The following is a 12,161-nucleotide window of genomic DNA, read 5'->3' as shown; positions in this document are numbered from 1 at the left end:
AACATTTTATAACATTTTTTTCAAGCAAAGTGATTTTTCTATCGAAGTTGAGGGGTGTCAAACAGGGCTTTTTTTGATATAATTTTTAATGATGAATTCGAGAAATGATCGGTATGTGGTTGTTGATTTGGAGGCCACTAGCACCGGAAGCAAGGCAAAAATTATTCAAGTGGGTATTGTGGTGATTGAAAATGGCGAAATCGTCGATCAGTATGGAACTGATATCAATCCCCATGAGCCCTTGGATTCTCATATAAAAGAATTGACAGGTTTGACTGATCAACGGTTGGCAGTTGCTCCAGAGTTTTCACAGGTAGCTGGAAGGATTTTTGAACTGGTCAAGGATGGTATTTTTGTTGCGCACAATGTTCAGTTTGATGCAAATCTTCTGGCAGAGTACCTATTTTTTGAAGGTTATGAATTGAGAACTCCACGAGTGGATACAGTTGAGCTGGCACAGGTTTTGTACCCTCAGTTTGAAAAGTACAATCTCGGCATTCTCTGTCAAGAGTTAGGGATTAAGTTAGACCATGCCCACACCGCTCTCTCTGATGCACAAGCAACAGCAGAGCTTTTGCTTTTTATGCGCCAAAAGCTTTTTCAGTTACCAAAAGGACTTTTAGAAACTTTGTTAGATCTTGCGGATAACCTCCTTTATGAAACTTATTTAGTGATTGAAGAAGTGTATCAGCGCCAGTCCCCCCTTTCTTCTTACGATTTGATAGAGCTCCATGGACTCTTTCTAAGAAAGAAAAGTCAGTCTTTAAAGCCACGTAAGCTATCTAAGGATTTTACTAAAAATATGTCCTTGTTAGACTTGGATGAACGCCCTCAGCAAGTTGAATTTGCAGAAAAAGTTGAGCAGTTTTTAAAAGAACAGAAAACGGCTTTTATTCAAGCTCAAACGGGACTTGGAAAGACGTATGGTTACCTACTACCAGCTTTGAATATGGAAAGTGAAGGAGGCATCCTTGTGAGTGTACCCACCAAAATCCTTCAAAATCAAATCATGCAAGAAGAAGGAAGGCGATTAAAAGATACTTTTCATATTGAAATTCATAGTCTTAAGGGACCTCAAAATTATTTGAAACTCGATAATTTTTATAAAGTACTTCATAGACCAGAGTCCAACCGCCTATTCACACGCTTTAAAATGCAAATCTTGATTTGGTTAACAGAGACAGAAACAGGTGACTTAGATGAAATCGGACAGCTGTATCGTTATCAACATTTTCTAGCTGAACTTGTACATGATGGAAAACTTTCAAAAAAAAGTTTATTTATTTCTGAGGACTTCTGGCAACGCAGTCAAGATAGGGCTAAATCGAGTCGCCTTTTGTTAACCAATCACGCTTATCTGGTAACACGTTTAGAGGATGATCCAGAGTTTGTCAACAATCGCTTGGTAATCATAGATGAAGCTCAAAAAATGCTGATTGCCCTTGAAAACCTCGCCCAAGAGTCTTATCTCCTCGAGGCTTTAGTAACACAAGTTCAAAAGTCCTTGGAAACAGAAAAAGATCTTATTCAGAGACGGTTGCTTGAGAGTATCGGGTTTGAATGTCGCTATTTGATAGATCAGTTTTACTCAGGACTTAAGAATGACAAGTGGCTGGATTCTCTTGAAAACTTACGCCAGCATTTTTCTGAGTTAAGTCTTCCCGAGTATAGAGATATGATGCGCTTTTTTACATCGGACCGTGAATTTTGGCTGGCAACTGCTGAGAAGTCTAGTAAGGATGTCTTAATTTGTTCAAGTAAAAAAGGTCGCTTCCTACTAGCAGATTTATTGCCAGAAGATTGCAGAGTGCTTGGCGTATCTGCCACTCTTGAAATCAGTAATAGAGTTTCGTTAGCGGATTTATTAGGATTTACGGAAGCCCCACTTATTACAGTTGAATCTTTACAACAGAAACAGCAAGAAGTTCTATTAGTAAATGATTTTCCTTTAGTAACTGAACATTCTCCTTTAGATTATGCAGAAGAGGTTACATCAGTTATCCATTCCTTACAGGTGTTTCAAGAGCCTTTGCTTGTTTTATTTACGTCTAAAGAATTACTGTTAGCAGTGTCAGATTTACTAGACCATCCTCATTTGGCCCAATATAAAAATGGGGAACCCAGTCAGCTGAAGAAACGTTTTGAAAAAGGAGAGCGACAAATATTACTTGGAACAGGAAGTTTCTGGGAGGGGGTTGATTTTTCTACCCATCCTTGCGTTATTCAAGTAATTCCTCGATTGCCTTTCCAAAATCCCCAAGAACCTTTAACACAAAAATTAAATCATGAATTGCGTCAGGAAGGGAAGAATCCTTTCTATGATTATCAGCTGCCAATGGCCATTATTCGTCTCAAACAGGCTTTGGGTAGAACAATTAGAAAAGAGGAACAAGCTTCCATTGCTGTGATACTGGATAGTCGTGTTGTTCATAAACGATATGGTAAACAGATTAGACAAGCTCTAGCGAAGGAAAGAACTATCAGAGAGGTGAATAGAAAACAGATTACCTCTACTGTTATTGATTTCCTCCAAAACAACAAAAATGAAAAATCTAAGAAAGAGGAAAGGTGAATATATGAAACGTTCTCTCGACTCTAGAGTCGATTATAGTTTGCTCCTGCCAGTATTTTTCCTACTGGTTATCGGTGTGGTGGCTATTTATATTGCCGTTAGTCATGATTATCCAAATAATATCTTGCCCATTTTAGGGCAGCAGGTCGCTTGGATTGCCTTGGGACTTGTAATTGGTTTTGTGGTCATGCTCTTCAATACAGAATTTCTTTGGAAGGTGACACCCTTTCTATATATTTTAGGCTTGGGACTTATGGTCTTACCTATCGTCTTTTATAATCCAAGTTTAGTTGCATCAACGGGTGCTAAAAACTGGGTATCGGTAAATGGTGTTACCTTGTTCCAGCCGTCAGAATTTATGAAGATATCCTATATTCTCATGTTGGCCCGTGTGATTGTCCAGTTTACAAAAAAACATAAGGAGTGGAGACGCACAGTTCCGCTGGACTTTTTGTTAATTTTTTGGATGATTGTCTTTACCATTCCAGTCCTAGTTCTTTTGGCACTTCAAAGTGACTTGGGGACGGCTTTGGTTTTTGTAGCCATTTTTTCAGGAATCGTTTTATTATCGGGGGTTTCTTGGAAAATTATTATTCCAGTATTTGTGACTGCTGTAACTGGAATTGCTGGTTTCTTAGCTGTTTTTATCAGCAAGGACGGCCGGGCTTTTCTCCATCAACTGGGAATGCCGACCTACCAAATCAATCGTATTTTGGCTTGGCTCAATCCATTTGACTTTGCCCAAACAACGACCTATCAGCAGGCTCAAGGGCAGATTGCGATTGGTAGTGGAGGCTTGTTTGGTCAAGGATTTAATGCTTCTAATCTGCTTATTCCAGTTCGAGAGTCGGATATGATTTTCACGGTCATTGCAGAAGATTTTGGATTTATTGGCTCTGTCCTTGTTATCGCCCTTTATCTCATGTTGATTTACCGAATGTTAAAGGTTACTCTTAGATCAAATAACCAGTTCTACACCTATATTTCCACAGGTTTGATTATGATGTTGCTCTTCCACATCTTTGAAAATATCGGTGCCGTGACAGGCTTGCTTCCCTTGACTGGGATTCCCTTACCGTTCATTTCTCAAGGTGGATCGGCTATTATCAGTAACTTGATTGGTATTGGCTTGCTTTTATCGATGAGTTACCAGACAAACCTAGCTGAAGAAAAGAGCGGAAAAGTTCCATTCAAACGGAAAAAGGTTGTATTAAAACAAATCAAATAAGGAGAAAATCTTGGTAAAAGTAGCAGTTATGTTAGCTCAGGGCTTTGAAGAAATTGAAGCTTTGACAGTTGTAGATGTCTTGCGTCGTGCCAATATCACATGTGATATGGTTGGGTTTGAAGAGCAAGTGACTGGTTCGCATGCAATCCAAGTAAGAGCAGATCGTGTCTTTGATGGTGATTTATCAGACTATGATATGGTTGTTCTTCCTGGAGGGATGCCTGGTTCTGTACATTTGCGGGATAATCAGGCCTTGATTCAAGAATTGCAAAATTTCGAGCAAGAAGGGAAGAAACTGGCGGCCATTTGTGCAGCTCCAATTGCCCTCAATCAAGCAGGAGTATTGAAAAACAAGCAGTACACTTGCTATGATGGTGTTCAAGAGCAAATCTTTGATGGTCACTACGTCAAGGAAACAGTAGTGGTAGATGGTCATTTGACAACCAGTCGGGGCCCCTCAACAGCCCTTGCCTTTGCCTACGAGTTGGTGGAGCAATTAGGAGGAGACGCAGAGAGTTTACGAACAGGAATGCTCTATCGAGATGTCTTTGGTAAAAATCAATAAAACGGATCCATAATCTCTATAGTTTGATAAATACTAAAATATTAATCACTCTCTATAGAGTTGTAGTTTTTGAGAAGATGATTCGTCATCTTCTTTTTATATTTCGGTGTTTTTACTTGCGTAAAAAAATGTTTTCTAGTATAATAGTTTATTGTGAGCGAACCTCACTTACCCCTTGCAAAGTCTTGGGGTCATTAGACCAAAAGGAGGAACATATCAATGGCTAAATACGAAATTCTTTATATCATTCGTCCAAACATTGAAGAAGAAGCTAAAAACGCTTTGGTAGCACGTTTTGACTCTATTTTGACTGACAACGGTGCAACTGTTGTTGAATCAAAATCTTGGGAAAAACGCCGTCTTGCATACGAAATCAAAGATTTCCGTGAAGGACTTTACCACATCGTTAACGTTGAAGCAAACGACGATGCAGCTCTTAAAGAGTTTGACCGTCTTTCAAAAATCAACGCTGACATTCTTCGTCACATGATCGTCAAAACTGACGCGTAAGAAGGTAAACTATGATTAACAATGTTGTACTTGTAGGGCGTATGACACGTGACGCTGAGTTGCGTTATACCCCATCAAATGTAGCAGTTGCGACTTTTACTCTTGCAGTAAACCGTACATTTAAGAGTCAAAATGGCGAACGTGAGACTGATTTTATCAATGTCGTTATGTGGCGCCAACAGGCTGAAAACCTTGCTAACTGGGCTAAAAAAGGCTCACTTATCGGGGTGACAGGTCGTATCCAGACTCGTAGTTACGATAACCAGCAAGGACAACGTGTCTACGTGACAGAGGTCGTGGCTGAGAATTTCCAAATGTTGGAAAGCCGTAGTGTGCGTGAGGGTCACATAGGTGGAGCTTATTCTGCACCAACTGCAAACTATTCAGCACCTACAAATTCAGTACCAGACTTTTCACGTGATGAAAATCCATTTGGAGCAACAAATCCATTGGATATTTCAGATGATGATTTACCATTCTAATGGACAACTAAAATTATAAAGGAGAAAAAATATGGCTCAACAACGTCGTGGCGGATTCAAACGCCGTAAAAAAGTTGATTACATCGCAGCAAACAAAATTGAATATGTTGATTACAAAGATACTGAGCTTCTTAGCCGTTTCGTTTCAGAACGTGGGAAAATCCTTCCTCGTCGTGTAACAGGAACTTCAGCTAAAAACCAACGTAAAGTAACAACAGCTATCAAACGCGCTCGCGTAATGGCTTTGATGCCTTTCGTAAACGAAGATTAAAAAAGAGGTCCGGGCGGACCTCTTTTTCACGATCCTTGAAATGAGAATGCGAGTTGGGTCCAGTGGACCTCTTTTCATGAGCCTTGAAATGAGAGAGCGAGTTGGGGTCCGAGTGGACCTCTTTTTCATGAGCTCGGAAAAAAGAAAGCGAATTAAGACCCGGTTGGGTCTTTTTTTCACTAGTCTTAAAATGAGAGAGAGTTTGGGTCCAGTGGACTTCTTTTTCATGAGCTTGAAAATAAGAAAGCGAATTAAAGCCCGGTTGGTTTTTTTCACGAGATAGTTTTTTTCTGACCTTGGCGTGCTATAATGGTAATAGAAAGAGTAAAGGTGGGTAAGTCAAAGATGAATTGTACGATTAGAAATATGATTAAGTCTGATATTGAACCCTTGTCTCATGGATTTATGAATCAAGGTTGGACTGGTAGAGAGGAAATTTTGGCTAGATATTTTCTGGAACAGGAAAGTGGGGAGAGAGAAGTCTTAGTTGCAGAGATTGATGGTGCTGTAGCGGGCTACGTTACCATTTTGCCTTCTGCTAAACATGGTCCTTTTGCAGAAGTATATCCAGAATTATCAGATTTTAATGTGTTTGAGCCTTTTCGAAATCAAGGGATTGGGAATCAACTGCTAGAAGAAGCAGAAAAACGAGTCAAGTTTGTTTCGAGTAAGGTCACTCTTGGTGTAGGTTTGCACTTAGGCTATGGCCCTGCCCAGAGATTGTATATCAAACGAGGCTATATTCCAGATGGGACAGGTGTCTGGTATAGAAATAAACCGCTAGAAATGGGTGCAAGTTGTCAAAATGATAATGATTTAGTTTTATACTTATCCAAGGACTTACAATAAAATGGGAAACTTTTTGAAAATAGGGGATTTAACTACTTTATGGTATAATGGAAAGAGTTAGATTGAAAGAGGTAGTGAGATGGATGCGAAATTAAGATACAAGGCAAAGAAAATCAAGATTGTTTTTTTTGATATTGATGATACATTGAGAAATTCTAAGACAGGTTTTATTCCAGCTTCAATCCCAACTGTTTTTAAGCAATTACGTGAGAAAGGAATTTTGACAGGTATTGCTTCTGGACGAGGGATTTTTGGTGTTGTGCCAGAGATTCGTGACCTCAAGCCTGACTTTTTTGTAAACTTAAACGGGGCCTACATTGAAGATAAAAAAGGTCAGGTCATTTATCAACATCAGATTGCCAAAGAAGATGTGGAAGAATATATCTCTTGGGCAAAGCAAGAGGGAGTTGAGTATGGCTTGGTTGGGAGTCATGATGCCAAGTTGTCGACTCGCACCGATATGATTAGTGAAGCGATCAATCCAATTTATCCCGATTTGGATGTGGATCCAGATTTCCATGAAAAAGAAGATATCTATCAGATGTGGACTTTTGAAGATAAGGGAGATGACTTGCACTTGCCTGACAGTCTCTCAGACAAACTTCGCATGGTTCGTTGGCATGAGCATTCGTCTGATATTGTTCCGATTTCAGGCTCCAAAGCGACGGGTGTGGAAAAGGTTGTGGAACACCTTGGCTTGAAACCAGAGAACGTCATGGTTTTTGGAGATGGGCTGAATGACTTGGAACTCTTTGATTATGCTGGAATCAGCGTTGCCATGGGAATTTCCCATGATAACATCAAAGAAAAAGCAGATTATATTACAAAAACGTTAGAAGAAGATGGTATTTTTAATGCCTTAGAAAGATTTGGTATGGTAGAAAAAGAATTGCATTTCCCACAAGTAGACATTGAAACAGTAGAAGGTCCGTTGGCGACTATTAAGACCAATCACGGAGACTTGCGTATCAAGCTCTTCCCTGAACATGCTCCTAAAACAGTGGCTAACTTTGTAGCTCTTTCTAAAGATGGCTATTATGATGGTGTCATTTTCCACCGTATTATCAAGGACTTTATGATCCAAGGTGGAGACCCAACTGGAACTGGTATGGGTGGCGAGTCAATCTACGGCGAATCATTTGAGGATGAATTCTCAGAAGAACTTTACAATATCCGTGGTGCTCTTTCCATGGCCAATGCTGGTCCAAATACCAACGGTAGCCAGTTCTTTATCGTGCAAAATCAACATTTGCCTTATTCTAAGAAAGAAATTGCTCGTGGTGGTTGGCCAGAACCGATCGCAGAAATCTATGCTAACCAAGGTGGAACTCCTCACCTAGACCGTCGACACACTGTTTTTGGTCAGTTAGCTGATGAAGCTTCTTACGCTGTTTTGGACGCCATTGCTGCTGTTGAGACAGGGGCTATGGACAAGCCAGTTGAAGATGTTGTGATTGAAACAATTGAAATCGAGGACTAAGATGAAAATCGGTGATAAGCTAAAGGGGCGTATTACAGGGATTCAGCCCTACGGTGCCTTTGTTGAGCTAGAGACGGGTGATACGGGACTGATTCACATTTCAGAGATTCGGACAGGCTTTATTGAAAATATCCAAGAAGCCTTGAAAGTCGATGAAGAGGTTCAGGTTCAGGTAGTGGATTTAGATGAATTTACAGGGAAAGCTAGTCTTTCTATCCGTACTTTGGAGGAAGAAAAGCACCAATTTCCGAGACGGAGACGCTTTTCAAGCGACCGCTTTAACTATGGCTTTGCGCCTCTCAAACGAATGATGCCAATTTGGACCAAGGAAGCTCTCCAACATTTGAAGAATCAGAAGCACTAATTAGAAACCTCTATGCTTTGTAATGTTAATATAAATTTGCTATAATAGGACCATGGAAGAAGAACAATTATTAAAATCAGGAGAGCGCATTAACCAGCTCTTTTCGACAGATATTAAAATCATTCAAAATAGAGAGGTTTTTAGCTATTCGGTGGATAGTGTTCTCTTGTCACGTTTTCCACGTTTTCCTAAAAAGGGCTTGATAGTGGATTTCTGTGCTGGGAATGGAGCAGTGGGGCTTTTTGCTAGCACTCGGACTCAGGCACAGATTTTGGCTGTTGAGATTCAGGAGCGTTTGGCGGATATGGCTGAACGCTCTGTCCGTTTGAATGGTTTGGAAGAGCAGATGGAGGTCATCTGTGATGATTTGAAAAATATGCCTGCTTACATCCAGGGAAGTAAGGTGGATATGATTTTGTGTAATCCGCCCTATTTCAAGGTGGATCCTCATTCTAATCTGAACGAGAGTGAACATTATCTCTTGGCGCGCCATGAAATTACGACTAATTTGCAGGAAATCTGTCGTAGTGCCCAGAGTATTCTCAAGTCTAATGGGCGTTTGGCCATGGTTCATCGTCCTGATCGACTTCTGGATATTTTGGATACATTACAACGGCATAATCTAGCTCCTAAGCGCCTGCAGTTTGTTTATCCAAAAAGAGAAAAGGAAGCCAATATGCTTTTGATTGAGGCAATCAAGGATGGTTCAACAAGCGGCTTTAAGGTCTTACCACCTCTCATTGTTCACAATGATGATGGCTCTTATACGCCTGAACTTGAAGAGATTTATTATGGATCATAAGGCTTATATGTACGTGCTGGAGTGCCGTGATGGATCTTACTATACAGGCTATACGACTGATGTGAGAAGACGCCTTGCTGTCCACAATAGTGGGAAGGGAGCCAAATACACACGAGCACGCTTGCCAGTCAAACTTATCTATGTTCAAGGTTTTGCCAGTAAGGAAGAAGCCATGTCAGCAGAAGCCCTTCTCAAGCGTAAGAAGAGGCCACAGAAGGAAAGATTTTTATCTGAAAATCAAGATAGAAATTTACTCATACTCAATGAAAATCAAAGATCAAACTAGGAAGCTAGCCGTAGTCAGTACTTGAGTACGGCAAGGCGAAGCTGACGTGGTTTGAAGAGATTTTCGAAGAGTATCAGTTATTTTGAAGAATTGTGAGGAGCCCTTTGACTCCTCTTACTTTTGTCAAAAAGCGAAAAAAATGCTACAATAAAGAGAATAAATAAAATGAGGTATTATCATGTCTAAGATTCTAGTATTTGGTCACCAAAATCCAGACTCAGATGCCATCGGGTCATCTGTAGCCTTTGCCTACCTTGCAAAAGAAGCATACGGTTTGGATACGGAAGCTGTTGCTCTTGGAACTCCAAATGAAGAAACAGCCTTTGTCTTGAACTATTTTGGTGTAGAAGCACCGCGTGTTATCACTTCTGCCAAAGCAGAAGGAGCAGAGCAAGTTATCCTGACTGACCACAATGAATTCCAACAATCTGTATCAGATATCGCTGAAGTAGAAGTTTATGGTGTTGTAGATCACCACCGTGTGGCTAACTTTGAAACTGCAAGCCCACTCTACATGCGTTTGGAGCCAGTTGGTTCAGCGTCTTCAATCGTTTACCGTATGTTCAAAGAACATGGTGTAGCCGTGCCTAAAGAGATTGCTGGTTTGATGCTTTCAGGTTTGATTTCAGATACCCTTCTTTTGAAATCACCAACAACACACCCAACAGATACAGTCATTGCTCCTGAATTAGCTGAATTGGCTGGTGTCAACTTGGAAGAGTATGGATTGGCTATGTTGAAAGCTGGTACAAACTTGGCTAGCAAATCTGCTGAAGAATTGATTGATATCGATGCTAAGACTTTTGAATTGAACGGAAATAATGTCCGTGTTGCTCAAGTAAACACAGTTGACATCGCTGAAGTATTGGAACGTCAAGCAGAAATTGAAGCTGCAATGCAAGCCGCTAACGCAGCAAAAGGTTATTCTGACTTTGTCTTGATGATTACAGATATCGTCAACTCAAACTCAGAAATCCTAGCACTTGGTGCTAACATGGACAAGGTTGAAGCAGCCTTCAACTTCAAACTTGAAAACAATCATGCCTTCCTTGCTGGTGCTGTTTCACGTAAGAAACAAGTGGTACCTCAATTGACTGAAAGCTTTAATGCTTAAGATTTTGAGTGTTAATTCAAATTAGGAAAGGCTAGTTTGACTTATATCGAAAGGAGTTTCGGCTCCTTTTTTTCTAGGAGTGAAGCATGTTAGAAAATGGCGATTTGATACTCAATGAAAATCAAAGAGCAAACTAGGAAGCTAGCCGCAAGCTGTACTTGAGTACGGTAAGGCGACGCTGACGTGGTTTGAATTTGATTTTCGAAGAGTATGATTTTGTGAGAGATGAGTCAGATACGGGACAGGCCATCCAGACTTCCACAGGCAACTATAACCATGTTGCGATTTGTTTGGATGGGATGATTTACCACGCTAGTGGACAGGATGGTGTTGTCTGTCAGGAACCAGTAGACTTCTTTGAGTCCAATCACTTGTACGACCTCTATTTCTACCCAGAAATGGATATCCAGTCTGTGAAGGAAAAAGCTTGCAAACATCTAGGAACACCCTACAATGCTTCTTTCTATCCAGCTGGACCTGGTTTCTACTGTTCCCAGTACATGGCAGAAATCCTACCGATTTTTGAAACGATTCCCATGAAATTTGGAGATGGGGAGCAGGAGATTAGTGATTTTTGGAGAGAGTATTACAGAGAACTAGGTCTGCCTGTTCCTTTGAACCAAGCTGGGACCAATCCTAGTCAGTTGGCAGCATCGCCTCTGTTAGAATGTAAAGAAAGGAATCTTCATGATTCAGATTTTTAATCCATCTCGTTTGACGAGACAGCCATTTTTTAGAGAATTGATCCGCTATCTAGACCAGCATGAGGATGTGATTTTGCGAGAAATTAAGGCTCAATTTCCAGATGTTGCAGTCGATAAACTCATGGAAGAGTATATAAAGGCAGGTTTGATTCTACGAGAAAATAAGCGTTATTACCTTAATCTTCCTATGCTTGAATCACTCGATAGTCTCGAACTGGATCAAGAGATTTTTGTCAGCGAAGATAGTCCGGCCTATCAAGCCTTGTTAGAGCAGAGTTTTGAGACGGAATTACGAAATCAAACCAATGCAGCTATTTTAGTTGAAAAGACGGACTTTGCGAGATCAAAAATGACCCTGTCCAATTATTTCTACAAGGTCAAACATCAGTATCCTTTGACAGAAAAACAGCAGGAACTCTATGACATTTTGGGAGATGTTAATCCTGAGTATGCTCTCAAATATATGACGACTTTTTTGTTGAAATTTCTCAAAAAAGACCAGCTTATACAGAAACGCCGTGATATCTTTGTGGATAGTTTGGTCGTCCTAGACTATATTGTCCAAAATGAAGAGGGGAAGTATGAGTTGGCTATCGATTTGGATAAGGAAAGATTAACTTTCTACTTGGCCTGATTTCTTTTTTCTGAGCACATTGTTTGACTTTCTTTAGGATTAAGTATAAACTATATGTAACCGGTAACACATATCGGAATAAACTAAAGGAGACAATCATATGTCACTTGAAAACAAATTGGAACAAGCAACAGGCGCTATCAAAGAAGGATTTGGTAAAGTTACTGGAGATGGCAAGACTGAAGCAGAAGGCGCTGTAGAAAAGACAGTTGCTAAGGCAAAAGAAGTAGTTGAAGATGCTAAAGGTGCTGTAGAAGGTGCCGTTGAAGGTTTGAAAAACGCTTTTAAATAAAAATAGAA

General features: G+C 40.3%; 15 protein-coding genes. All 15 read left to right on the top strand.

Features of this window, described 5'->3' with window-relative positions:
• Positions 1-91: 91 nt before the first annotated feature.
• The 15 genes from N8M66_RS05915 to N8M66_RS05845 all read left to right on the top strand — a co-directional run bounded on the left by N8M66_RS05915 (position 92) and on the right by N8M66_RS05845 (position 12,153).
• Positions 92-2,572: a bifunctional DnaQ family exonuclease/ATP-dependent helicase gene (locus N8M66_RS05915; protein ID WP_314725947.1), complete on the top strand. Its 2,481-nt coding sequence runs from the start codon at positions 92-94 to the stop codon at positions 2,570-2,572.
• Between the two features lie 4 nt (positions 2,573-2,576).
• Entirely contained in the window at positions 2,577-3,800 is a 1,224-nt protein-coding gene (locus tag N8M66_RS05910) for an FtsW/RodA/SpoVE family cell cycle protein (RefSeq protein ID WP_261046181.1), read from the top strand.
• Positions 3,801-3,810: 10 nt separating this feature from the next.
• Positions 3,811-4,365, top strand: coding sequence for a DJ-1 family glyoxalase III (locus N8M66_RS05905; RefSeq protein WP_261046179.1), 555 nt, complete (start codon positions 3,811-3,813; stop codon positions 4,363-4,365).
• Positions 4,366-4,584: 219 nt separating this feature from the next.
• Positions 4,585-4,875 carry a 30S ribosomal protein S6 gene (rpsF, locus tag N8M66_RS05900; protein ID WP_001151778.1) on the top strand — a complete coding sequence of 97 codons (291 nt, stop codon included), beginning with the start codon at positions 4,585-4,587 and terminating at the stop codon, positions 4,873-4,875.
• Between the two features lie 11 nt (positions 4,876-4,886).
• Entirely contained in the window at positions 4,887-5,357 is a 471-nt protein-coding gene (gene ssbA / locus N8M66_RS05895) for a single-stranded DNA-binding protein SsbA (protein ID WP_261046177.1), read from the top strand.
• A gap of 31 nt (positions 5,358-5,388) precedes the next feature.
• Entirely contained in the window at positions 5,389-5,628 is a 240-nt protein-coding gene (rpsR, locus tag N8M66_RS05890; RefSeq protein ID WP_000068664.1) for a 30S ribosomal protein S18, read from the top strand.
• A 345-nt stretch (positions 5,629-5,973) separates the two neighbouring features.
• Positions 5,974-6,477, top strand: coding sequence for a GNAT family N-acetyltransferase (locus N8M66_RS05885; protein WP_261046175.1), 504 nt, complete (start codon positions 5,974-5,976; stop codon positions 6,475-6,477).
• 79 nt (positions 6,478-6,556) lie between these two features.
• Positions 6,557-7,957: a bifunctional Cof-type HAD-IIB family hydrolase/peptidylprolyl isomerase gene (locus N8M66_RS05880; RefSeq protein ID WP_261046172.1), complete on the top strand. Its 1,401-nt coding sequence runs from the start codon at positions 6,557-6,559 to the stop codon at positions 7,955-7,957.
• 1 nt (position 7,958) lies between these two features.
• Positions 7,959-8,321, top strand: coding sequence for a S1 RNA-binding domain-containing protein (locus tag N8M66_RS05875; RefSeq protein WP_000689605.1), 363 nt, complete (start codon positions 7,959-7,961; stop codon positions 8,319-8,321).
• A 52-nt stretch (positions 8,322-8,373) separates the two neighbouring features.
• On the top strand, positions 8,374-9,123 hold the full coding sequence (locus tag N8M66_RS05870; RefSeq protein ID WP_033685376.1) for a tRNA1(Val) (adenine(37)-N6)-methyltransferase: 750 nt from the start codon (positions 8,374-8,376) through the stop codon (positions 9,121-9,123).
• Positions 9,113-9,409: a GIY-YIG nuclease family protein gene (locus tag N8M66_RS05865; protein ID WP_000349617.1), complete on the top strand. Its 297-nt coding sequence runs from the start codon at positions 9,113-9,115 to the stop codon at positions 9,407-9,409. The genes N8M66_RS05870 and N8M66_RS05865 overlap by 11 nt, the downstream gene beginning before the upstream one ends.
• Positions 9,410-9,587: 178 nt before the next feature.
• Entirely contained in the window at positions 9,588-10,523 is a 936-nt protein-coding gene (locus tag N8M66_RS05860; RefSeq protein ID WP_261046170.1) for a manganese-dependent inorganic pyrophosphatase, read from the top strand.
• Between the two features lie 194 nt (positions 10,524-10,717).
• Entirely contained in the window at positions 10,718-11,227 is a 510-nt protein-coding gene (locus tag N8M66_RS05855) for a UDP-N-acetylmuramoylalanyl-D-glutamate--2,6-diaminopimelate ligase (RefSeq protein ID WP_419991940.1), read from the top strand.
• The gene (locus tag N8M66_RS05850) at positions 11,211-11,861 is read left to right on the top strand and encodes a DUF1803 domain-containing protein (protein ID WP_261046168.1); all 651 of its coding nucleotides are present in this window, start codon (positions 11,211-11,213) and stop codon (positions 11,859-11,861) included. Before N8M66_RS05855 ends, N8M66_RS05850 begins: the two co-directional genes overlap by 17 nt.
• 100 nt (positions 11,862-11,961) lie before the next feature.
• The gene (locus N8M66_RS05845; RefSeq protein WP_000051182.1) at positions 11,962-12,153 is read left to right on the top strand and encodes a CsbD family protein; all 192 of its coding nucleotides are present in this window, start codon (positions 11,962-11,964) and stop codon (positions 12,151-12,153) included.
• Positions 12,154-12,161 lie beyond the last annotated feature (8 nt).

The organism is Streptococcus mitis, assembly GCF_946188585.1.
GTDB lineage: Bacteria > Bacillota > Bacilli > Lactobacillales > Streptococcaceae > Streptococcus > Streptococcus mitis_DG.
This window is presented reverse-complemented; position numbering and strand designations above follow the sequence as displayed.